General features: G+C 60.1%; 21 protein-coding genes. 6 read left to right on the top strand and 15 right to left on the bottom strand.

Annotated features, from left to right (window positions below):
* Positions 1-139: 139 nt before the first annotated feature.
* The 5 genes from E3E12_RS01550 to E3E12_RS01530 form a co-directional block, all read right to left on the bottom strand.
* Positions 140-2,449, bottom strand: a complete 2,310-nt coding sequence (locus E3E12_RS01550; protein ID WP_240810532.1) for an LPS-assembly protein LptD — start codon at positions 2,447-2,449, stop codon at positions 140-142.
* A 110-nt stretch (positions 2,450-2,559) separates the two neighbouring features.
* Positions 2,560-3,786 (bottom strand): LptF/LptG family permease, encoded by a 1,227-nt coding sequence (locus E3E12_RS01545; protein ID WP_141442741.1) that lies wholly within the window; start codon positions 3,784-3,786, stop codon positions 2,560-2,562.
* Positions 3,696-4,877 (bottom strand): LptF/LptG family permease, encoded by a 1,182-nt coding sequence (locus tag E3E12_RS01540; RefSeq protein ID WP_141442740.1) that lies wholly within the window; start codon positions 4,875-4,877, stop codon positions 3,696-3,698. The genes E3E12_RS01545 and E3E12_RS01540 overlap by 91 nt, the downstream gene beginning before the upstream one ends.
* A gap of 126 nt (positions 4,878-5,003) precedes the next feature.
* A complete protein-coding gene (locus E3E12_RS01535; RefSeq protein ID WP_408869930.1) occupies positions 5,004-6,125 on the bottom strand; it encodes an L-threonylcarbamoyladenylate synthase in 1,122 nt (373 codons plus the stop codon).
* Positions 6,119-6,958, bottom strand: a complete 840-nt coding sequence (locus E3E12_RS01530) for a 3'(2'),5'-bisphosphate nucleotidase CysQ family protein (protein WP_141443984.1) — start codon at positions 6,956-6,958, stop codon at positions 6,119-6,121. Before E3E12_RS01530 ends, E3E12_RS01535 begins: the two co-directional genes overlap by 7 nt.
* Positions 6,959-7,298: 340 nt before the next feature.
* On the opposite strand from E3E12_RS01530, the gene E3E12_RS01525 reads away from it, so the two are divergent.
* On the top strand, positions 7,299-8,912 hold the full coding sequence (locus E3E12_RS01525) for a leucyl aminopeptidase (protein ID WP_141442739.1): 1,614 nt from the start codon (positions 7,299-7,301) through the stop codon (positions 8,910-8,912).
* Positions 8,909-9,415 carry a DNA polymerase III subunit chi gene (locus tag E3E12_RS01520; RefSeq protein ID WP_240810531.1) on the top strand — a complete coding sequence of 169 codons (507 nt, stop codon included), beginning with the start codon at positions 8,909-8,911 and terminating at the stop codon, positions 9,413-9,415. The genes E3E12_RS01525 and E3E12_RS01520 overlap by 4 nt, the downstream gene beginning before the upstream one ends.
* A 25-nt stretch (positions 9,416-9,440) precedes the next feature.
* Here E3E12_RS01520 and E3E12_RS01515 read toward each other — a convergent pair whose 3' ends face one another.
* Together E3E12_RS01515 and E3E12_RS01510 are read right to left on the bottom strand one after the other, a co-directional pair.
* Positions 9,441-10,337 carry a CDP-alcohol phosphatidyltransferase family protein gene (locus E3E12_RS01515; RefSeq protein ID WP_408869929.1) on the bottom strand — a complete coding sequence of 299 codons (897 nt, stop codon included), beginning with the start codon at positions 10,335-10,337 and terminating at the stop codon, positions 9,441-9,443.
* A 52-nt stretch (positions 10,338-10,389) separates the two neighbouring features.
* The gene (locus E3E12_RS01510; protein ID WP_286206910.1) at positions 10,390-11,097 is read right to left on the bottom strand and encodes a phosphatidylserine decarboxylase; all 708 of its coding nucleotides are present in this window, start codon (positions 11,095-11,097) and stop codon (positions 10,390-10,392) included.
* Between the two features lie 149 nt (positions 11,098-11,246).
* Between E3E12_RS01510 and E3E12_RS01505 the strand changes: the two genes are divergently transcribed.
* Positions 11,247-12,065: an MBL fold metallo-hydrolase gene (locus E3E12_RS01505; RefSeq protein WP_141442737.1), complete on the top strand. Its 819-nt coding sequence runs from the start codon at positions 11,247-11,249 to the stop codon at positions 12,063-12,065.
* On the opposite strand, the gene nadA is transcribed toward E3E12_RS01505, so the two are convergent.
* From nadA to E3E12_RS01470, 7 genes are all read right to left on the bottom strand, one after another.
* Positions 12,049-12,999 carry a quinolinate synthase NadA gene (gene nadA, locus E3E12_RS01500; protein WP_168194344.1) on the bottom strand — a complete coding sequence of 317 codons (951 nt, stop codon included), beginning with the start codon at positions 12,997-12,999 and terminating at the stop codon, positions 12,049-12,051. The genes E3E12_RS01505 and nadA overlap by 17 nt on opposite strands.
* A gap of 281 nt (positions 13,000-13,280) precedes the next feature.
* The gene (locus E3E12_RS01495; RefSeq protein ID WP_141442735.1) at positions 13,281-14,678 is read right to left on the bottom strand and encodes a hypothetical protein; all 1,398 of its coding nucleotides are present in this window, start codon (positions 14,676-14,678) and stop codon (positions 13,281-13,283) included.
* Complete coding sequence (locus E3E12_RS01490; RefSeq protein ID WP_141442734.1) at positions 14,675-15,532, bottom strand: lysophospholipid acyltransferase family protein; 858 nt, start codon at positions 15,530-15,532, stop codon at positions 14,675-14,677. The genes E3E12_RS01495 and E3E12_RS01490 overlap by 4 nt, the downstream gene beginning before the upstream one ends.
* A 161-nt stretch (positions 15,533-15,693) precedes the next feature.
* Positions 15,694-16,362: a YdcF family protein gene (locus tag E3E12_RS01485; protein WP_141442733.1), complete on the bottom strand. Its 669-nt coding sequence runs from the start codon at positions 16,360-16,362 to the stop codon at positions 15,694-15,696.
* Positions 16,359-17,360: a hypothetical protein gene (locus E3E12_RS01480; protein WP_141442732.1), complete on the bottom strand. Its 1,002-nt coding sequence runs from the start codon at positions 17,358-17,360 to the stop codon at positions 16,359-16,361. Before E3E12_RS01480 ends, E3E12_RS01485 begins: the two co-directional genes overlap by 4 nt.
* A gap of 38 nt (positions 17,361-17,398) precedes the next feature.
* Positions 17,399-18,274 carry an ATP-binding cassette domain-containing protein gene (locus E3E12_RS01475; RefSeq protein ID WP_168194343.1) on the bottom strand — a complete coding sequence of 292 codons (876 nt, stop codon included), beginning with the start codon at positions 18,272-18,274 and terminating at the stop codon, positions 17,399-17,401.
* On the bottom strand, positions 18,274-18,813 hold the full coding sequence (locus E3E12_RS01470; RefSeq protein ID WP_141442730.1) for a hypothetical protein: 540 nt from the start codon (positions 18,811-18,813) through the stop codon (positions 18,274-18,276). The genes E3E12_RS01475 and E3E12_RS01470 overlap by 1 nt, the downstream gene beginning before the upstream one ends.
* A gap of 191 nt (positions 18,814-19,004) precedes the next feature.
* Here E3E12_RS01470 and E3E12_RS01465 point away from each other — a divergent pair, with 191 nt between their 5' ends.
* A complete protein-coding gene (locus E3E12_RS01465) occupies positions 19,005-19,523 on the top strand; it encodes a SufE family protein (protein ID WP_141442729.1) in 519 nt (172 codons plus the stop codon).
* An 84-nt stretch (positions 19,524-19,607) separates the two neighbouring features.
* Here E3E12_RS01465 and E3E12_RS01460 read toward each other — a convergent pair whose 3' ends face one another.
* On the bottom strand, positions 19,608-20,282 hold the full coding sequence (locus E3E12_RS01460; protein WP_141442728.1) for a hypothetical protein: 675 nt from the start codon (positions 20,280-20,282) through the stop codon (positions 19,608-19,610).
* A gap of 333 nt (positions 20,283-20,615) precedes the next feature.
* On the opposite strand from E3E12_RS01460, the gene rpmI reads away from it, so the two are divergent.
* Together rpmI and rplT are read left to right on the top strand one after the other, a co-directional pair.
* Positions 20,616-20,828 carry a 50S ribosomal protein L35 gene (gene rpmI / locus E3E12_RS01455; RefSeq protein ID WP_141442727.1) on the top strand — a complete coding sequence of 71 codons (213 nt, stop codon included), beginning with the start codon at positions 20,616-20,618 and terminating at the stop codon, positions 20,826-20,828.
* Positions 20,829-20,840: 12 nt separating this feature from the next.
* The gene (gene rplT, locus E3E12_RS01450; protein WP_141442726.1) at positions 20,841-21,200 is read left to right on the top strand and encodes a 50S ribosomal protein L20; all 360 of its coding nucleotides are present in this window, start codon (positions 20,841-20,843) and stop codon (positions 21,198-21,200) included.
* The last annotated feature ends 32 nt before the right edge of the window (positions 21,201-21,232 follow it).

Here is a 21,232-nt window from a genome sequence, read left to right as displayed (position 1 = left end):
GCGCGGGGGCTGCTTGCGCCCAGGCAGGGACCGGCAGAAGGGATCCTGCACCCATGAAGGCTGTGCAAGCCAGCGCAGCGCGCAGCGCGCTGCATGAAGCCCCATGGCGGAAACGGCGGGTAAAGGATGAGAGCATGGGTTATCCGTTGGTTCCGTACACGCCAAGGGTCTTGAAGTAGAAGTTGAACAGCACGGTGGAATAACGCCGCTGCCCACCAATGTAGGTGTATTGCTTCATGTAGGCGATATCCATGCCATAACAGTCATTATTATAGCCGAATTCGCCACCGTTGGAAACGAACTGGTGGGTTGAGAAGCTGCGGCGGGTATAGGCGGAAATGTGCCAGACATCCCATTTGGCTGAAAAGCCACCCGTGATTTCGCTCACCCGTGTGGTGTAGGGCTGGTTCAGGTAATCGGAACGCCTGAAATCACGGTAATAGTAATAAAAGGGGGTGACAGGCTCATAAACATACCCACCCATCAGGCGGAAGGCTGGCACACCAATGTTGAGGATGGCTTCGCCGTAGTTGAAATGACCACCTTTGACTCCAGAACTCGTCTGCTGGCCATTGAGGTTATAGTTCTTTTCCCCCCAGGGGGAGTAGCGTGCGCGCCCCACGAAGTCGACATAGCGGCTGGGGTGGAACGCGATGCGCCCCACAGGGTCTGAAAGATGGTGGCTGAGGCCAGAAAAGGGCAGGTAGCCTTTTTGGCGGTGTGCCTGGAAGCTTTCACCAACAAGCAAGTCAATGGATTTGCCGCGCCAGGTCCAGTTCTCATGGTAGCCCACATTGGCGCGCAGGCCGCCGTCAAGCCGGTCTGAGCCCAGCCAGCGGTTGAGGGAGAACAGGGTTGAATCAGTAAACTCATAGCCGAAGCTGTCTTCGTTCGGCATGGCGTGGCGGCCTGTGTAATTCAGGTTAGGTGCCGCGATGAGCTGGAGGATAGGCTCAATCACCTTACTGCCGCGCCCATGATCGAAGGTACGGAAGAAGGGCCAATTCATTTTCAAGGCCAGGGTGGGTTCCACCTGGCCAGCAAAATGCTTGTTGCCCGTGTTGTTGTAGTAAAGAGGGAATTTACCCAAAGACGAATAGTGCCAGATCATGGAATCCAGGCGCCCCGTCAAAAGCCATTTCTGGCCAAGCACATTGGTGAAGGGCCTGTCCCACTGCAGGCGTAGCTCACCACGTTGGTCACGCAGGCCGCGTGTGCGGTAGACGTCAAAGTCTGTGGTATGGACTGTCCAGTAACCGCCAAGGGGGTCAACCTGTGACGTGAAATCATAGGTGAAGCGTGGCAGCGCATAGGGCAGGTCCTTGTTGCGAATGACGCCGTTGTTCAAGCTTTGGCTGATTTGCCCATCGAAGCGCAAGTAGGATCCTTCACCGAACCCCTCAATGGCTGCGGTGGATTGCAAAGTGTCCCAGCCATAGCCCGGCACACGGTAGTTGCGCATATAGTCAGCTGAGCTGGCGTAGTTGATGTTGAAGTTGGCACGCCAGTTCTTGTCAATGCTGAACGCCCCATTGCCGAAGAAGTACATCTGGGCGCCAGGCTTGATGCGTTTAGCCGTGTAGCCGAATTCGTTCGTATAGGGGTGCGAAGTGTGCGTGTCGTCAGCCACGGCTGTGTTGATGTTGATGTAGCCGAAATTGAAGCGCTTGCGGTAAAGCGCGCTGAGTTCAGGCCCCGTTTTGGAAGCGACCAGGGGGGTAATCAGCAAGTCTGACGAATCGTCAATGACCCAGTAGTAAGGCAGGGTGAAGTAAGTGCCCAGGTAACGGTCATGGGGGTTGACGTTGAAATTCATGAAGCCTGAATGGCGCTTCACGGTAGGGTCCGCCACAGAGAAGTAAGGCAGGTACAAAACAGGGAAGCCCAGCAGTTTCAGCCAGGCATTGGAGAATTCGATGGTTTCGTCTTCATGGTCCTGGGTGGCTGTCTCAGCCTGGATTTCCCAGAAAGGAGGGTGGCGGTGGCCACGGGTACAGGTAGGACAGGCTGTGTAGACGGCATGGCCAAAGCTGTTCAGCTTGCCCATGTCGCGCCGCATGCCAGCTGCGGCAAGCTTGATGTTGTCCTGCATACGGATGTAAATGCCCGCCCCGATGCCATCAGCTGTGCCATGGGCCAGCTGCAGGCGTTTGGCGTAAAGGGTGGTGCCGTCATTCTGCAGCAGCGCCACATGGCCCAACGCCGTTAGTTCCCCGGCAGCGCGGTCATAATAGATCTTGTCAGCGCGCAGGGCCTGGTCGCCCTGCCAAACGCGCACATTGCCTTCCCATACGATCATGCCTGAACGGTCGGCATATTCATGATCGGCAAGATAGGTCAGGGGGTCGCTGCTGGTGCCATGGACTGTGCTAAAATGATTTTCCCCCGTGATGGCCTGGGCGGGCCCAACGGGCACGCCAAGGGCCACCAAGCCCCCCGCGCCCAGCAAGCCAGCTGCCACCAATGCCCGCCATGCAGAAAAACGTGGCAGTGGCCTGTGGCAGGTACTGCATGTCTTGGGCATGGCCTGGTGGGCTGGTTGGGAATGGGCGGGGCGCATTATTTCTCCTCCCGGTGAATCAGCATGGCAGCGCCCAGGCACAAGCCAGCCACCACAGGCGCCCAGGCAGCGAGCGCAGGCGGTACTGCCCCAATGCGGCCCAGTTGTTCAGCGGTGCGGGCACAGGCGAAAAACGCAAATCCAGCCAGCACGCCCTGTATAATAAGATGGCCATGGCCGCTCCTGCGTTCAGGCGCCATAGAGAATCCAGCCGCCATCAAGGCCATGGCTGCACATAGGGTAGGCAATGCCAACCACCCTTGCCAGCGCAAACGATAAGCTGCAACAGGAAATCCCATGGCGTGCAAATGCCTTGCCGTAGTAGGCAATGCCCAGAAGGAGACGCTTTCCGCATTTGTGGCGATAGCGCCCTTCATCGCTTCAGGCCCATAAGGGGTATGAAGGCTGAAAGGGCCTGTGGCTGTACCGCCATGCCCAGTCTGGTAAAGCTTGCCTGAGTTGAAATGCCAGCCCCCCTTGTCCAGCAAGCCAGCGCCTGTTTCCACGCGTGCCTTGAAAACCCTTTTCCCTGCCACCTTCAGCAAGGTGGCGTTCCCTGCCTGCACTGTCTCAGGGCCAAAGACAACGTGGCGCAAATGCAGGAAAATAACAGTGTCTGGCGCGCCAGAGGGTTGGCGCAGCCAAAGCTCTTCCAGGGGATGTTGGCCCAGACCATGCTGTTTCCCCGCCCAAGAAGCGTTAAGATGATCGGCATGGCGGTACATCACAGAAGAAAGTGGTGAAAACAGGGCTGTGGTCAGCAACCCCATCAAAATGGCGCAGCCAACAGGCACAGCTAGGAACTGCCAAGGGCTGAGGCCGGCTGCGCGGGCTGCCACCAATTCCGAGCGGCGCTCCAAACGGTGGAGGCAAGCCATGCCTCCCAAAAGAATACCGAAGGGGAGAACATAGGTAAAATAGAAGGGCGCGTGAAGCCCTGCAAGCGTCATGGCTTTCAAGGCGGCTTGATGAATATGGCCTGAAAGCCGCCTGAGCTGGTCAAGTCCTTCAAACAGGTCCAGCAATCCCGTTAGCAAAATACAGGCCAACGCGCTGCACAGCATGAAGGAGCGACCCACATACCACCCCAAGTGCCAACTCATGCGTGCACTGTGGGAAGAGGGAGAGGAGATGCTCAAATCGGTTTGCCTGCTTTGCCCAGCATCGCCAGGCACAGCAGCCCAGGCATAAGGGCTGTCAACACCATGGCGCTGCCTCCTGTCCATGTTGGATGGCTTGCCAAGTGGCTTTCAAAAGCAAGGTTGGCCATGGTGAGGGAAGCAGCTACCACGCCACCAAACAACACGCTCATTTTCAAGGCACGGCCGCGCCTGGGCCGTTTCAACACGCATAAAAGGGCCAGCATGGCATCTGAAAAAGCCAGCAGGGGGGCGCTAACCCTATGCCAGAATTCCGCCACCAAGCGCCCTTGGGGGGACTTTTGGTGGGCACCCTCCCCAACTTTCCTCATAAGGTTCATGGAAAGGGGCTGGGGGCTGTGGCGCAGTTCAGCCAGCAAGGACAGCATGGTGTATTCAGCTGGCTCTATGCTGCGTTCGCGCATGGGAACAGCCAGGGCCAAGGCATGGTGGGCAAAACCCAGTTCGCTAGCCCTGCCCGTTTGGGGGTCAACGCTTTGGCGCACGCCATCATAAAGCATGATCTGGGGCTGGCCATTTGGACCAGTGGTCAGGCGCGCGTGCCTGGCTAGCAACGTCACAAGCTGGTTGGGGTTGCGGCCATCATCCAGCATTACGTCATTGAAGCCACCATTTTCATGGCCCTGCACCATGAGGGAAAGCTGGGGCGCCAGGCGCATGAACGCCCCTTCCTCCACCATGAAGGCACCGAGCCGGCTTTTGACGCGCTCTTGCTCCTGGTGGAAAACATGCCAGCCTGCAGGTGCTCCCGCCAAAGTCAGAACGTAGCAAGTCGCGGTGACCAGCCCAGCCAAGGCCAAGGCGGGGCGGGCCAATTGCAAAGGGGATACCCCACCACTGCCCAGGATGGTGAGTTCCCGGTCACCTTCAGCCCGCAGCCATGTTCCAGCCACTGCTAGGTAAAGGGCCAGTGGCATGATAACCACACAAAACCCAGGCATCATGGCTATGACGATCATGAGGAAATCCCCCAGCGAAAAGCCATGGCGTAGCAGAGGGGGCAAGAAACGCAGGGACTGCGTCAGCCCAACCAGGCCACAGGCCCCACCAGTCAAGGCCAGGAAAGCCCACAGGGCATTTTTGAACATGCACCGTTCCCACAAGGCGCTGCCAGCCTGGCGGGGATGAAGCTGTTGCGGGAAGGGGGGTGGGGCCATGGGATGACCTTACCAAGGCCAGCCCTGGTCGCAAATGCCTTGATGGCGTACCAATATGGTGCTGGCTATCCCTTTCAGGGCGCATTCAGGCAAGCTGCCAGGTGGGCTAGCGCTTGGCGGGGCAGTTCAGCGGCTGGTTGGCGTGGTGCCCCGCGGGGCTGCGGCGCGCCGGAGGCGGTCTGCCAACACTAGGCCAAGGCCGGTTTTATCAGGGTCAAGCACATTGAGGGCAGGGGCACGCATGAGGCCACACCCTAAGCGGCGCCCTTCAACATCCAGCCAGCGCAGCCCGGCATAAAGCCTGGAGCAGGCCTGGGCGCGGTCAGCCTTGGGGGAGAGGTTCCACCAGGGCCTCCCCTGTTGGTCAACCCCTTGCAGGCCAGCGTGAACGCCAAGGCCATCAGGCTCATCAGGGCCAAAAAGCAGTAATGCCTCCAACGTGCCTTGAAGGTTGACCTGCCCCCCCAAAACCACAGGCAAGGTGGGGGCGTAATGTGACGTAAGCTGGCCTGGCGCTGTCAGGGTGCCTTTATCGCTTGCGCTAGCTGCTGGGGCAGGGTGTGCCAATCCACCATAAGTCGCGCAGGCTTCCTCCAAGTCAGCAGGGGTGATGAAGCCTGGGCGCAATAAAAGGGGGTGGTCGCCTGACAGGTCGATGATGGTGCTTTCCACCCCCACAGGGGCTGGCCCGCCATCCACAATGGCCGCAAGGCGCCCTTGCAGTTCAGCTTGCACATCCTGGGCGCAAAGGGGACTGATGCGCCCGGACCGGTTGGCTGATGGCGCCGCGATGGGCCTGCCGACCAAAGCCAGCAGTTGGCGCGTGGCGGGGGGAGCTGGCACACGCACGGCAATGGTGGGCAACCCAGCTGAGGCGCGTTGGCAAATATTTGACTGGGGGTGGCGTGGCACCACCATGGTCAGTGGCCCTGGCCAGAACTGCCTGGCCAGTTGTTCAGCTAGGCGGCGCAGGGGAAAATGGTCCCTGGCTTCTGCCAGCGCAGCCGTAGCATGGGGAAAGTGGCTGATGAGCGGATTGTGAGAAGGGCGCCCTTTGGCGGTGTAGATCCCAGCGCACGCTTGGTCAGATGTGGCATCTGCCCCAAGGCCGTAAACGGTTTCAGTGGGGATGGCCACAAGCTGCCCCGCTTGCAAAAGGGCTGCAGCCACGTGCAGGGAGGCGTTGTCGGTTTGGAGAAGCCTGGTCTGCTGCGACATAGTGCCGCTAGCCTGGTCAAGGCTCACCATCCCTTGCCCATACAGCAGAAATGATGGTTCAAGCGCCCGGCTTTGCCGTAGCGCAGTGGCTCTCCTGAGCGGTCAACCAATTGGCCGCCCGCTGCCTCCACAATGGCTTGGGGCGCTGCTGTGTCCCATTCCATGGTGGGGCCCAGGCGCGGGAAGAAATCAGCGCTGCCTTCAGCAACGCGCACCATTTTCTCCGCAGAACCCATGCGCTTGACGGAATGGACATGCCGCCCTTGGAGCCAACGCAGCATCTGGGGATCCGTGAAGCCAGAAGTGCGCCTGTACCGTGAAGCCAGCATGCGCACGCCGTCAGGGGGTGTGGTGCGCGCCACGATGGGAGTGGCGCTGGCCAGTAACCTTAAACCCTCCTGCACTGTGCCAGCGCCGGTCTGGTCGAAGGGGAGGGTGCGCTCATGGATTTTCCAGGCCCCCAGGCCTTTGCCGCCAGCGTAAACTTCCCCACTTGCTGGCAGCACCACAGCACCAAGGAGGGCCTGGTCACCTTCAACCAGACCGATGTTGACGGCGAAATGGTCCCGCCCTTCCGTGAAGCCACGTGTGCCGTCCAGCGGGTCGACCAACCAATAGCGCTGGCCTGTTTCCATGTGGACCCCAGCTGCGCTTTCCTCTTCAGCGATGGCGGCGATGTCAGGCCGGTAAGCGCGCAGTTTCTGCAGGATGTAACGCTCAGAAGCGTTGTCGGCCTCCGTGACGGGAGAGGTGTCAGCCTTGATGGTGGTGGTGAAGCCCCTGGCCCTGATGGTGCGGATGACCTCAGCGGCCCCTCTGGCAACGCTGGTGGCCATGGCAAGCAAAGCCACGTCCTCTGGCATGTGGCCCGTTTGAAGGGCGGCCCTAAAAAGCGCCTTGAGCTGCTCTGGCGAAGAGGGTTCTGCTGTGCGGGTCATTGCATCCCTGGGCTGGCGTCATGGTGGGATTTGGCACCATCATAAACCTAACCAGGCCTAAAAGATAGCTGTGGGCGCCTTAGGGGAGTTGGGTGGGCAGGCTTGTGGCCTGGCCCCGCCATGGGCATCAGGCCAGCAGTGGTGCTATGCTGGCCTCATTCCCAGCGCCACTGTGCTGGCAAAGCAAAGTCTTGGGCAGGAACAGCGCTTGCCAGCCCCTGACTGCAACACCGAAAACCTTATGCAAGCAAGGAATGACGCCTTTATGCCCTCAACACCCTACACCCCCAACGCCCCCACTGTGGAACTCAAGGAGCCAGCGCTTAAGCTGACCATCGCTCCGTTGGACAAGGGACAAAGCCCTGATGGCGCTGTGGCCCTCTTGTGCGCTGGCGATGGTTTCAGCGCTGAACCTTTGTTCAAGCAACTTGACCAGCGCTGCCAAGGCGCCTTGTCGCGCGCAGCGATACTTGAAGGTTTTGGCGGCTGGCAGGGAACGTGCGTGCGCTTGCTGGCCCCTGCCGAAGGGCTGGCCACAGTGGTGTTGGTGGGCGCAGCCCCCAAGGCTGCCTCTGGCTTGACGGCCCCCCAAGCCATGACGCAGGCTGGGGCTGCAGCTGCGCGCGCCTTGGCTGGGGTGGCGCGCCCTGCAACGGACGATGGTAAGCCTGCTATACAGGCCACGCTTCTGGTGCCGGCCTCCCTCAGCAGTTTGGCGGCAGAGGCAGCAGAAGGAGCCTTTTTAGCTTCCTGGCGCTTTGACCGTTACAAAACCGGCGCCCAACAAGCCAAGGTTGAGAAAAACCGCCTCCATAAGCTGACGGTAGCCCTGGCAGACCAGGCAGCCCTTGGGGATGTGGAGAAAAGCTGGTCTGCGCGGGAAGCGGCCGCCCTTGGCACATGCCTTGCGCGCGATTTCGTCAGCGAGCCTTCCAATGTCCTCACCCCCGCTGTTTATGCAGGCCGCATCAAAGCACTGGAAACGCTGGGCCTTGATGTTGAACTGCTTGATGTTGAGAAAATGGCTGAGCTGGGCTTCGGCGCCCTGCTTGGTGTGGCGCAGGGCAGCGTCAACAAGCCATGGACCGTGATTGTGCGTTGGAATGGCGCTGCCGCTGTCGATGAAGCCCCCGTGGTGTTCGTGGGCAAGGGGGTCACTTTTGATTCAGGCGGCATCTCCATCAAGCCTTCTGCTGGCATGGACGAGATGAAAGCCGATATGGGCGGCTCTGCCGCTGTGATTGGCACCCTGGCCGCTTTGGCGCGCCGCAAGGCGCCTGTGAACGCCATTGGCATCGTGGGGCTTGTGGAGAACATGCCAGGTGGTGAGGCCCAGCGCCCTGGCGACATCGTGAAAGCCTGTGATGGCCAGACCATTGAAGTACTGAACACAGACGCTGAAGGCCGTCTTGTCCTGGCGGATCTGCTGGCTTACAGCCACAAGACGTTCCAACCACGCCTGATGGTGGACCTGGCCACGTTGACAGGCGCCATTGTCGTGGCCTTGGGCACGGATTACGCTGGTCTGTTCTCCACAAGCCAGGCCTTGTCTGACGGGCTGGCTGGTGCAGGTGCTGCTGTGGAGGAAAAGCTCTGGCCGATGCCTCTGGGCGCTGGTTACGCGCGCGACCTTGAATCACCCATCGCCGATATGAAAAACATTGGAACGCGCGCTGGCTCCTCCTGCCTGGCAGCTGAGTTCCTGCGCAAGTTTGTAGGTAACACCCCCTGGGCGCACCTGGACATTGCTGGCGTGGCCTGGGTGGGTAAACCCACCCCTATTGGCCCCAAAGGCGCCACAGGTTTTGGCGTGCGTCTGTTGGACCGTTTCGTGTCTGGACTGGACAAGCTGGACCTGAAGGGCGGCCAGCAAGCTTGAGCACAGAGGCCAATCAACCTAAAGCACCCCATGGGGTCGTGCCGGGGCAAGTGGATTACTACCGCCTGTCCCAGCCTTTGGCTGAAGCGCTGGGCAGCTTGCTGGGCCGGACGCTGGAACAGGGTGAAAGGGCCGTGGTGCGCTGCCCTGACCAGGAAAGCGTGCGCGCCCTGGACAAGGCGCTTTGGCGCCTGCCCAACCCCTTGTGGCTGCCGCACGGCATGAAGTCCGACCCTGATCTCCAACCCATATGGCTGACAGCCAGTCAGGATGTGCCTAATGGGGCGCGCTACCTGTTCCGCATCAATGGGGCTGGTTTTGGTACAGCTGTGGAGGGGCCCAGCTTCGCCAGGGTTTTTGACCTGTTTGATGAAGCTGAAAGCAACGTTGCCCAGGCGCGCACGCGCTGGAAAGCGGACAGGGCGCTGGGATGCGCCATGAATTTCTGGAGCCAGGAAAAAGGGCGCTGGGTCAAAAGCGCCAGCCGCCCCCCAGCACCCTGACCTAGGGCGGGCTGAAATGAAGGCTTCAGGGCGCTTTGTCAGCCAGGGGATCTGGGTTAGGCACGCTGTGGGCGCTTTCAGCCGCGCGCCGCAGGCGCCAATAGGAAGCACGGGAAAAGGGCAGCATGGCCATGTAGATGACCCCTGCTGCAGCCAACGCACCCCAAGGCTCCGTCACCAGCAAAGCGATGTAAAGGCCCGTTCCCACCATCATGGGCAGGACGGCCTTGGCAGGCAGGCGGAAATTCTTGAATGACCACACCGGTAATGTGGAGACCAGGAGCGCTGCCGTGGCCATTAAGCAAAAAACCGCCAAATAAGGCGATTTGGCAAAACGCAGCAGTCCGGCCATGTGGTTGGCCTGCGCCTCCAGCCCCACGAATATGGGGAACAAGGCCAGGCCGGCACCGGCTGGCGCTGGCACGCCTTGGAAGAAATGGGCCGCGTATTTGGGCTGCTCGTCATCATCAAGGGCAGCATTGAAACGTGCCAGGCGCAAGGCCATGCACACGCTGAACATCATGCAGGGCACCAGCGAGAAATGCATGGTGGCCGGCAATGACCACAAGGTGAGCAGGAAAGAAGGAGCGATGCCAAAACACATGAAATCGGAGAGGCTATCGAACTCTGCCCCGAAACGACTTGTTCCCTTAAGCAGTCGCGCCAGGCGCCCATCGAGGCCATCCATGCAGGCGGCGAACACCAAGGCGCCACAGCCATAGCCAAATTGCCCTCGCAGCCCAAACCGCATGGAAGCCAGCCCCCCGCACAACCCAATGAGGGTCACCAGGTTGGGCACCATGCGGTTGAATGAAAGGCTGCGGTTGCGCCGCCTGTGCCTGCGTTTAGGGTGTGCCGTTGCCGCCTTGGGCGTGTCGCTTTCTGTGGAGGAGGGCACCACAGGCTGATTAGAAGAAACCACGTTCAAGCCTTGTGATGCTGTGTGACGGCTGATGGTTGCGCATGAATCACGGTCAGAGAGTGGCGATGATGGTTTCGCCACCGATCATGGTTTGCCCCACTTCCACAATGGGCTTCACGCCCAGTGGCAGATAGACATCTGTCCGTGAGCCAAAACGGATGAGGCCAAAAATCTGCCCCGCCCGCAACCACTGCCCAGGCTGGACCTCACAAACGATGCGGCGTGCAACCAGCCCAGCGATCTGCACCACCCCGACTTCGCGCCCATCTTCCATGCGCAGCGTGATGCCATTGCGCTCATTGTGCTCTGAAGCCTTGTCGAGGCTGGCATTGAGGAACTTGCCCTTGGTGTAGGCCACCGTCACCACCTCGCCTGAAACAGGGGCGCGGTTGATGTGGACGTCCATCACGGAAAGGAACGTGGCCACACGCCAGCGTGGCGCCTGGCCCAGATTGAGTTCAGGGGGTGGCACCACTTCCTCCACTGAGGTGACGTGCCCATCCGCCGCTGAAACCACAGCTTTATCCGTCAAGGCCACATCAGGCGTGACGCGTTCAGGGTTGCGGAAGAAATAGGCCGCAAAACCAGCGAAAGCCAAAGCGCCATCACCAGCCAGGCGCACAGCGCGGTTGCCGCTGAAACGTGTAAGCGCCCACAGGCCGGCACCAGGGAGAACAAAGCGCCAACCCTCTGGGTGAGGGGGGGCGCTGACCATTTTCAGGGACTGTAGAAGTGACATGGGGCCACGTTGACTGTTCAGGCCCAACGGGTCAAGTCATAAGGGGGGGCGCAAAGGGCGCATATGGTCTCACAGGCCACCTATCCTGCGGGGGCACGCAAACAGCATGGGAGTAAGTTAGCTCTTTCCGCTAAGCCCCGCCTGTGGAAACTGACGAGGACAAGCACATCATGGGCCTGAAACCATTCTTGCAGCCAATCCCCCTTTTGAATGACAACTACGCTTGGCTGGCTGGCACCGTCCAGCCTGATGGGCAGGCTGAGTTGGTGTTGTTTGACCCAGGCGAGGGGGCGCCCGTGGATAGTGTGATGCGCCAGCACCCAAAGTGGCATTTGGTGGGCCTGTTCATTACGCACCGTCATGGCGACCACATGGGGGGTGCCCTGCAGGTGGCTGACCAAGCTCATGTGCCCCTTTACGGCCCAGAAGATGCGCTAGGCCTTCTTGAAGTTAAAGGTGCCAAGGCTCAAGGCCAAGCACCCCTTTGCCATGTTCTGGAGGATGGCCAGAAACTTTCCCTGGCTGGCATGACGGTGGAGGCCATCAGCACGCCTGGCCACTTGAACCAGCATCTTTGTTACCTCGTGCGTTGGCCAGCGGCAATGAAGGCAGCGCCTGCCCTCATCAGTGGGGACACGCTGTTCAGCGGTGGGTGTGGGCGCGTGTTTGAAGGCACGCCTGCGCGCTTGTTCCACAGCATAAAACGGTTAAAAGCCCTGCCAGACGATGTGTTGCTGTGCCCAGCCCATGAATACACCGCAGCCAACTTGGCGTTCGTGCAGCGTCAGATGGCTTCCCATCCAGGGTTAACAGCCAATCTGGATAGCAGGGCTGTTGTTAAACGGGTGGACCAGGTCAAGGCTTTGCGTGCTGTGGGCCAACCCAGTGTGCCTGTGGCACTTGGGGTGGAAAAGGCCACCAACCCCTTTTTGAGCGCCCCAGATGAAGCCACCTTCACCCAGCTTCGCCATGTCAAGGACATTTCCTGAAGGCCACACCGCGGTCACGACCAGTGGCTGCCTGTTGCTCAAAGGCCATATAACGTCTGACAGGCTCCAGGCAGGCCTTCAGCATGGGCAGGTCATCCTGTTTAGCGCACAGGGCGGGAGCGGTGCCTTCAAGGGCTGCAATGAAATCAGGTAGAGCCTGTGGATTCTGCAAGCGGCAGCTTTGCAGGGCGCGCACGAAATGCAGGTGAGGGAACAAGGCTGGCAAACCCAACGTCATGGAAAAGTTCATGGCCAGAAAAATGCGTGGCAGTTTGTTGGTGGCAAACCAATCCATCAAGGAGCTGGTGTTGCCCACCACATCGGCCTCTTTCTGAATTTCTGGCGTGGCGGTGTGATGGGCAACCACCATTATACCGGGGTGCGCCTCCCGGCATTGCCTGATTTCCCATGGCGTAAAGGGCATGGGGTGGCTGACGGTGGGCGCCCTGTGCACTTTCAGGCCTGTGGTGGTTTGAATGTGGTGGGCCAGGAAGCTATCGCCCAGGAAATTGATGTCATTCACCCCCTGTTCATGGGCCAGTGTGGCGGCCGCCAAGGCGCCGCTAAAGCCAGAACAACAGGCGTGCGCCAGGCTGTGGGCCTGCAGAGAACTGTCAAAATGGGCCAGCAATGGCAAGTTGGGTCTACTGGTGAGCAAGGCGCCGGCCTGCAGGTGGCTGGGGTGGCTGCCAGGATTGCAATCGCGCCCATGGGGTAGGGAGATGATGCGCTGTCCTTTGCCCCTGGCGTGGGCAATCAGTTTTGCCATTTGGCAGACAGGCTTGGGAGCGGCCAACATGATGATGGATGCCGTTGAAACCATGATAGCCTGCAGGAGCATGGCAGCTGGGGCAATATAATCGCAGGAGGCGCATTCCTGAGGGAACAGGCTGTCTGGTGTGGCAAACAGCACAGCATGGCGTGATTGCTTCAAGTGGCTGAAATGGTGTTGCTGTTCGCGAGCCAGCTGATGAAGGGGTCTGGATGGGTTCGCAGTGAAGCTAGAAGGACGTTTCATGGAGGGTGCCCCCAACCCTATTGAAGGTGAGAATGGTCTGGATTCATGCCATGGGGCAGCTTGTTGGCAGAGAATGTGGAGGCATGATCAAATCCATCCTGTAAAGCCTGCCACCAGGATGAGGCGGGGCGCTCAATGTAAGTCACACAAACTTTCCAGGCTACCCATGGAAATGCCTTGCCTGCGCTTCATTGCCTTCAAGGCGTAGTGCTACGTTGCAGGAGTGGTGCCAGCCATTGCGCTGCCTGACTGGTTGCCGCATTAGAGTGCGCCTCTCCACCCAAACCCATGAAGGAGCGTGGATCAGGAAGGTGCAGGCTGTTGAGCAAAGGCCCATCCATATTGATGCTGAACGTCAAAGGGGGCATGTCGTGACCGCGGATGTCCTTGGCCGCCATGTCAAGCACATGGCGCAGGAACACCTTCACACTCTCAGGCAACCCTGCTGAATCGTTTTCAAGAAGCCAATTAGCCCATGGCCACCAATGGCTGAGGTTCAGCCCCAGCCGCCCTGTCCAACCTGTGTGTTTCTGGGGATTGTCTGGATCTGGCATACTCCAGCCCAGTTCCCCCCCTATGGTGATGACAGTTTTCCCCACAAGGCGCCGCGCCAGGCTTTGATGGCTGGCTGGTGGGGCTGGAATCTGGAAGGACAGGCACTGCACCAAGGCATGCCATTGCTGACCAGCCAGGGGGCTTGGGTAGGGGGCCCCATGCGCCCCAGCCACCCAAAGCCGCGCTTGCAAACGCAGGTGCTTGAAAGGCTGCACCATGGCGGGCAGGCTTTGCCCCATCAGCCTGACTTTGTCTGCCTGCATGTTCAGGATGATGTCCAAACCACCATCAGGCCGGTGGTGTGGCACCAACTGCCCACTCACGTTGAGGAGGCGCAGCGTCAGGGGCATGGTTGGGCTGCCGCCTTCAGGTGCTTTGGCCGCGCTGCTGTCCAGCATCATGCCTGGCACAATGATGGTTAGTGCAGGCGCTGACACCATCAAGGTGGCGTCAACAGCCCCGTGCGCGCTTGACTGTGTGAACGCACTGCTAGGGGCACGTGCAGCCAGCATGAGGTCCTGGGCGCGGACAATCAGGGCAATGTCAGAAAGGCGCATACTTTGGCGGGCCCGTTGAGCCTGGATGGAAGGGGCCGGCTGACCGCTGCCAGAATCAGGCTGGTGGGGTCGGGGCGCTTCCACCGTCACCAAGCTGTCACCTGGCAAACTTAAGGGGGGCGTGCCACCAACCCAAGCTCCCCAAAGCCACTGCGCCCAATCACCGCCCAGTGTAGCATGGGCAGCGCGCACTTCAGTCACCAATTCATGGTGGCGTGTGGGCAAACTCCAATGGGGGGCAGTCCAGGTCACTCCTGCCCCCCAAGGCCAACCGCCAATGCTTTGGCTGGTGCAATCAGGCTTGATGGTTTCTAAGGCTGGATTTTCAAGCATCGAACGCGCAATGCGACAAGCGGCGCTGTCCAGGGACAATAACCCTGCCAACAACAGACCCAGCCCAAGCAGCCGCCTGCTTCCTGATTTCTGGGTGCGCTTGGGGGGTTGCTCACCCTTGTTGGGTGGTTTTGCGTTGGGGGAGATCATGGCCTGTCAGGGGCAATCCTGGGCAAAGCTTTGTGATTGACGCCACTGCTGGCTTCAAGCTTGCTCCAAGCTGCCTGGGTGGCTTCCAACACGGCGCGGCTTTTAAGGCCCTCCACCGCTAGAGGCGTCCCCACCACCACATGGAGGGGAACAGCATGTTTGCGCCAGGGGGAACGGGGCCAGCTCAGGCCAGAATCAGTAATGGCCGGCATGACAGCTGGAGGGCGGCCTTGGCTGGCCGCCTGCCGCACTAAGGCTGCCGCGCCAGCTTGCAGGGGGACATGCTCTCCTGGCTGGGTGCGCGTCCCCTGCGGAAACAGAATGACCTGTCGCCCCTCTGACTGGGCTTTGAGAACGGCCTCCATCATGGTTTTGAGGGCAGCCGCCCCCCCCTTGCGGTCGATGGGGATCATGCCAGCCAGGATCAGCATGGGACCAACCAAGGGGATGCGCGTCAACTCCTGCTTAATGACATAGGCTGGGCGCGGCACCAGGTTCATCCAGATGAAACCGTCAAAAAAGGACTGATGCTGCGCCAGGATCAGCATGGGTTTGCCACCCCTGATGTTCTCCTGAAGGTGGGCTTGGCCTGTCACTTTTACGGGAACATGGCAAAGGTGCTCAAAACCCCAAAGGACAGCTCGTGCCCAGCGCTGCGCATAGCGCAGGGCCAACGCTTGGTTGCGGGTTGCGCGGATGGGCAGGGCGGCCAATCCCATGGCGAGTGTCAGAAGGAGGAAATAAAGATTGAACAGCGTGCCCCGCGCCAGGCCACCTTTCAAAGGCACAGCCTGGGGTGCACAAGGCGCCTGGGCATCTGACGTTGAGGCTGGCAGGGGGCAGGCGCTGTTCATAAATGAAGATTTCCTTTGGTGGGGCAGGGGCCTGGTTCTTGAACGCTAGGGCAGCGAGTGGCCCATTTTTCAGACAACCCTAACACCTTGTCCAAGCTGTTTGGAGACGAACCATCCCACCAGCACAGACATAGGCCTGCACAACAGGGTTGGCCGCTTCATCAATGGCCCAGCAACATGCGCAACGTTTCAGGCATCCGCGTGGGAACAGGCGCCCAGGACTGTGTCCAGGGCCTGATGAGGGCTGCAAGGTACTTGATGTATTCAGTGGCCATCAGGCGCATTTTGCGGGTTGTGCTGGCATGGCTGTAAAACTGTTCTGGCTGCACGGGCCAGGGCGTCACCAGAAGGTCAGGAGCAGCCCGGTTCAGTTCCAGGCAGGCCCGTGCCATGTGGTAACCAGCCGTCACCAAAACCACATGGTCAACATGGTTTTCAACAGCCCAGCGGGCGGTTTCACCAGCGTTGCTGTAAGTACTGTCAGCCTGGCGGCCCAAGGTCAGGCGGCTGCGAGCCTGCTCTGGCAGCGACTGGTGGGCCATGCGTTCCAAGCTATCCAGAGTGGCGCCGGGTCCAACCCCAGAAATCAGCCAAGGTCGTTCAGGGTGTTGACTGGCCAGGTCCATGGCAGCATGGATGCGTCCCTTGCCGCCCGTCAGCACCACAAGGGCGCCATCAGGCGGCCAGGCCGTGGCAGGTTGCTGGACAGCTTGCCAGACAAACAACACAAAACCAGCTGCCCCCAGAACCAACAAGGCCGCCCAGGCCGCCAAAAGTGTTTTCAACGCCCCGTGCGCCAAGCGTTTTAAAAAGGCCAAAGGCGCGTTCACAGCTTGGGTTTCCGGCCTGGGGGGGAAAGCTCCCCTTGCCAGTTGGGCAGGCTGAACGGACGCTTGATGGCCTGGTAGGCCCCCAGGGCTGCCATCATGGCCAGACCGGCAAGCGCCAAAGCGGTTTCCGTGGTGACGCTCCCAGGCCCTGAAAGCTGACCAGCAAGTTGCGTGGCCACGGGCTGGCCAGCTGTCATGGTGGTGCCACCATAAAGCAGCAGGCTGGCGGTTGCCGCTCCAGCCAGCCCTGACAGGGCAACCCCACTTCCCTTAGTTAAAGCACTGCGCCAGGCCATGGCCGTGCTGCGCCCACCATTGAGAAGGTGCAAGCGGGCACGCTCACTAAGTAAAGCAGCCCCCCTTTTTGGATACGGCAGAAGAGGCACCAAAACAGCGCCGTAAGCACAACCCAACCCAAGAAGCGCCAAAGCCGTGCCTAGCCACGACGTGCGTGAAAGGCCACGCTGAAGTTTTGTTGGCACCCCTTCGCCATGAGGGGGCTGGGGGGCTTCTGGCACTTGGCAGAGCGCTTCTGGCAAGTGGTGGGCCAGTTGACTGCAAAACTGCACCTGCAGGTTGTGAAGGGCAGCACCGCGCAGGGTATTTGGCCAACGCAGTTGCATGGCCACTGGCAGTGGTCCTTGCCAGTCAAGGTGCCATGCTGCCACCAAAGCCTGCATTTTTTCAGCGCTGACGGCGGTGAGCTGTGGTTGGGCCTGTCGCGGCGGGAAGTCTTTGACCGTCCCCTCAACAGCATGGGCCAATTGGGCGCTGTCATGGGCTGGCGCGCCTTCAGGCGGCAAAAGCACGGTCAGGGGATTGTCAGACTGGGCCGGTGTCTGATTGGACCCGCCCTCCGTCAGGGCTGCAGCATCGAGTGAGAGTTGGGCTAGCCCAAGGCCAGCTGTGCACGCGAACATCCCCAACCACACCGTCAGCATGGTTGGCACGGCCTGACGTGTGAAGGCGCCTGTTAAGGCTTGGGTGATTCTGCTCATGGTTCCTTGCCTGCCAGGAGTCTATCCTGGATTGTGCCTTAATGGCCGTAAAGGCGTGGTTCGCTGCGTGGCCCGCCAGCCGGAGGTTGAGGGGGTGGTGGCACTGTAGTTGGCCTAAGCTCAGGGGGGATGTCAGAACGCCCCCCTTCTCTGGGTTGCCACGCTTCCTCCATGGTGTGGCCTTCCATATGGGGCAGGTTCACGACCCTGTCCCCTTCCTGGACCAGCTGTGCGGCCTGTTCGGGGCGTGCGGCCAAAACAATGGTGGCCCCCTTGGCGCCATGGCGTTGCAATTGGTCGAGCATTCTCTCCGTAAACCATGGGGCCACATCCCACAGTGCAGCATCCACCAAGAACAATGAGGGACGCCCAGCCAGTGCGCAGGCAGCGGCTAGGCGCATGCGCTCCCCCCAGGAGAGCAAAGCCGCGGGTTTCTCCGCACTCGCCAGAAGGCCAGCGAATTCCAGTCCCATCCGTGCCCCCTCCGCTTGTTGAGCAAGGCCTTGGCGGTCCTCGGGGCGGCATGAACGTCGTATTGCCTCCCTCATCACTTGAACGGTGCTGTGTCCTGATGCCTGGTGGGTGGGTGGACATTCAGCCACATAGCCTGTGTGGCGGCGCAGGGGAGCGAGGATTTTTTCCGCCCCCATCACCCCTTGGTAGGCGGCAGGGCCTTCAGGCAGAAGCAGGGTGCAGCCCGGCGCCACTTGCCGCATGAGGGCAAGCGTTTCCAAAAGAACTGTTTTCCCAGCACCTGAAATGCCTTCAATCCAATTGAATTGGCCTGGGTACAGGCTGAGGTCCAGCATCTGAATTCCCCCTGGCAGCAACGCGGGGCTGACGGGAAACAGCCCCCCCGTCAGGCGGAGCGTGACAGGCAGCGGTTGAGCGCCAGGAGAATGTCCATGCTGCATCAGCGGCGGCAAAGCCAGGCGCATAGCGTGGCGCAGGCAGCAGCCACGGCCATCAGCAGCAGACCATCAAAAATCAGCCCACCTGGCGTGAAAACATGGCCCCCCAGTTCCAGTTGCATGGGAATGGTTCCAGCCAAATGGTCCACAAATTCATGGGGTGGCGCGCCCGTTTCAGCAACGCCTGCCACGGCGCCGCTTTTGGAGACGGCCCCTGCCACTGTCTGAACCAGGCGTGGCGCCAATTTCCACGCCACACCTGCAATCAGCAGGAACGGCGCCAGCAGTTCAGTGACTTGCAGGACAAAAGCCGCCATGAAGTAAGCCGCTGCCCACCCCAGGGAACCGCCCAGTGTGGTTGGAACGGTATTTCCCTGCTGGTAGAACTGCCCGCGACCATGACCATAAAGGGGGGCAGCGCTGCCAACCGTTGGCCTGGGGGCAGAGGGGGTGGGGGAGAGTTGGCCCAAAGGGGCACGGCTTTCAAAAAGCCCATCCGCGTCAGGGGCCTGTGGCGGGCGGGACTGGGCGGAATGGTTCATGATAGATACCTGCAAATTGCGCGCGGCTTTCAAAGCGCATGGAAAGGACCATGCAGCAAAGCCTGGAACAGGGGTGATGGGGCAAAGTTAACCCTTTGCCATGCTTAGACACAACATGGAACGGCGATGGCTTGCCACCACCAAGCGTAGCAGGGCTTGGCAAGCCCTGAAAGCTGGAACATCATTTGTTCATGACTGACCATGCTTCCCCGACTACGCACCCATCTTCCCTGCCCTCTTCTGCTGGGGGTGCATCAGCGCAATCACTTCCCCCATGGGTGGTGTTGCCGCAGGAGGAAACAGCAGCAGAGGCCATCACAGCCATTGGTGATGAGTTGGCGCTGTTTGATGATTGGATGCAGCGTTACCAATACATTATAGAGTTAGGGCGCACACTCCCAGCCTTACCGGAAACGTTCCGCAATGACGCCCACCGGGTACCAGGCTGCCAAAGCCAGGTGTGGTTGGAGATTGTGGAACAGGATGGCGCCTTTTTCATCGGCGGCGCATCAGATGCTGCCATCGTGCAAGGCCTGGTCGCTTTACTGCTGCGGGTTTATTCAGGCCGCAGCGCAGCGGAGATTGAGGCGACCAAGCCTGATTTCCTCAACAGGCTTGGCCTGGTCCAGGCTCTTTCATCCAACAGGGGTAATGGGGTCCTGGCCATGGCTGAGGTTATCAGGACACGTGTTGGGCACGCTCTAAATTAAGCGCTGGCGCTAATGATTTAGCGCTTTGCCGCCCCCCCCTGTCTTGAAGGGTGGGGCTACAAGCCATGGTACAAGTTTCAGTGCTTAGTGCTTGGAACCAGCCGGCAGGGCTGGGGCCAAATTGGTTGGCGCTTGTGTGACGTGTGCAGGCGGGGCAGTGGGGGCCTGCAGGGGAGTGACCTGGGTCTTGGCAGGCTCTGGCGCCACTTCAAGGGTCTGGCCACCGACTTGGGGTGCTTCAGCTTCAGATGGCACTGTGGAGGGCTGCCCCTGCTCCAGCACGGCTTTAGTGGGGATGCGCAAATGCGGCGGCATAGCGGGCGGATGGGCGCCAGGCTGCATCAAGGCAAAGCCCATAACAGCCAACGCTAAGGACGAACTGGCCAGCAAAATGCCCAAGGCCACCCAATTGGCCTGAAGATGTCGTGAGAGCGGCGGCAAGCACAGCAACAGCCCCACGAGAATGCCCAAGGCCAGGACGGGGCTGGAGGCAATGCCCATCAAACCACCCAGACCCCCGATGACCCCCAGGGTTACAAGTAGCCACAAACCATAAAAAGGCAGGCTGGCTGGGCTTCGTGTGGCCGTCATCAACCCACAGAGGATAAGGCCCGCCCCCAGGATGAACCCAGGCAGCATCGAAGTAAGGCCCTGGTGGAGCAGTTCACAGCCAATCAGGGCCAGACCGCCCAGGATGAGAAGAACGCCCACTGTGCGTGGCCAGGCGGTGCGGGCTTTGGAGGGGGTGGATGAAACCATGTTGTATCCTGGTTGTGCTGTGGTGCCGTTAGGGGGTTTGCCTTGGCTTGAACCATAGCTGGCCTGGCAAAGCAAAAACAGGTTTTTAGTGCCTTCAGGCTTGGGCGCAAGGGAGGCAGAGACAGGGACGTGCTCTTCCTTAAAACCATGGTGGGGCTTGCGCGGTGCAAGCCATGGCTTTAAAGGGTGGCCACGTCCACATGTTTGGCCAAGACGCGCGACCAGGCCACGATCCGGGCTGCCCGGCCGCGTCCCCAAACTTAAGTGTTCGCCCAGCACTGCACGCCAAAGCTGGCTTACAGTGTTGGGTGGAAGAAGCAATCGGAGAGCGAAATGCCCAAGGTAAAAACGAAGTCTTCTGTCAAGAAGCGCTTCAAGATCACCGCCACCGGCAAGGTGATGAGCGGTCCTGGCAACAAGCGCCATGGCCTTATTAACCGTCCGCAGAAAATGAAGCGCACCAACCGCGGTCCGCAGACCATGACTGAAATGGATGCCAAGACCATCAAGCAGTGGGCCCCTTACGGCCTGCGTGGCAAGCGCTAAGGAGAACGGACCATGGCACGTGTCAAACGCGGCGTAACCTCTCACGCCCGCCACAAGAAAATCCTCAAGATGGCCAAGGGCTATCGCGGCCGTTCCTCCACGAACTACCGCATTGCCCTTGAGCGCGTTGAAAAGGCCCTTCAGTACGCTTACCGCGACCGCCGCACCAAAAAGCGCGATTTCCGCGCGCTTTGGATCCAGCGCATTAACGCCGCCGTCCGCGAACAGGGCCTGAGCTACAGCCGCTTCATTAACGGCCTGGTCAAGGCTGGCATTGAGATCGACCGCAAGGTTCTGGCTTCCCTGGCGTTCGACCAGCCTGAGGCTTTCAACGCCATCGTCAAGCAGGCCCAGGCCGCCCTGGCTGGCTGAACCTTCCTGACGAAGACCGGTTGACGGGGGCT

The organism is Formicincola oecophyllae (genome assembly GCF_006542395.2).
GTDB classification, from domain to species: Bacteria; Pseudomonadota; Alphaproteobacteria; order Acetobacterales; family Acetobacteraceae; genus Formicincola; species Formicincola oecophyllae.
The sequence above is the reverse complement of the archived record's forward strand: the minus strand, read 5'-3'. Positions and strand labels throughout refer to the sequence as shown.

Bases quoted from the DNA above. Each gene is read 5' to 3' on its own strand.
- E3E12_RS01545 (WP_141442741.1), bottom strand. From the start codon at position 3,786: ATGGACAGGAGGCAGCGCCATGGTGTTGACAGCCCTTATGCCTGGGCT.
- E3E12_RS01540 (WP_141442740.1), bottom strand. From the start codon at position 4,877: ATGGCCCCACCCCCCTTCCCGCAACAGCTTCATCCCCGCCAGGCTGGC.
- E3E12_RS01535 (WP_408869930.1), bottom strand. From the start codon at position 6,125: ATGGTGAGCCTTGACCAGGCTAGCGGCACTATGTCGCAGCAGACCAGG.
- E3E12_RS01530 (WP_141443984.1), bottom strand. From the start codon at position 6,958: ATGCCAGAGGACGTGGCTTTGCTTGCCATGGCCACCAGCGTTGCCAGA.
- E3E12_RS01525 (WP_141442739.1), top strand. From the start codon at position 7,299: ATGCCCTCAACACCCTACACCCCCAACGCCCCCACTGTGGAACTCAAG.
- E3E12_RS01505 (WP_141442737.1), top strand. From the start codon at position 11,247: ATGGGCCTGAAACCATTCTTGCAGCCAATCCCCCTTTTGAATGACAAC.
- E3E12_RS01495 (WP_141442735.1), bottom strand. From the start codon at position 14,678: ATGATCTCCCCCAACGCAAAACCACCCAACAAGGGTGAGCAACCCCCC.
- E3E12_RS01490 (WP_141442734.1), bottom strand. From the start codon at position 15,532: ATGAACAGCGCCTGCCCCCTGCCAGCCTCAACGTCAGATGCCCAGGCG.
- E3E12_RS01480 (WP_141442732.1), bottom strand. From the start codon at position 17,360: ATGAGCAGAATCACCCAAGCCTTAACAGGCGCCTTCACACGTCAGGCC.
- E3E12_RS01475 (WP_168194343.1), bottom strand. From the start codon at position 18,274: ATGCAGCATGGACATTCTCCTGGCGCTCAACCGCTGCCTGTCACGCTC.
- E3E12_RS01470 (WP_141442730.1), bottom strand. From the start codon at position 18,813: ATGAACCATTCCGCCCAGTCCCGCCCGCCACAGGCCCCTGACGCGGAT.
- E3E12_RS01465 (WP_141442729.1), top strand. From the start codon at position 19,005: ATGACTGACCATGCTTCCCCGACTACGCACCCATCTTCCCTGCCCTCT.
- E3E12_RS01460 (WP_141442728.1), bottom strand. From the start codon at position 20,282: ATGGTTTCATCCACCCCCTCCAAAGCCCGCACCGCCTGGCCACGCACA.
- rpmI (WP_141442727.1), top strand. From the start codon at position 20,616: ATGCCCAAGGTAAAAACGAAGTCTTCTGTCAAGAAGCGCTTCAAGATC.
- rplT (WP_141442726.1), top strand. From the start codon at position 20,841: ATGGCACGTGTCAAACGCGGCGTAACCTCTCACGCCCGCCACAAGAAA.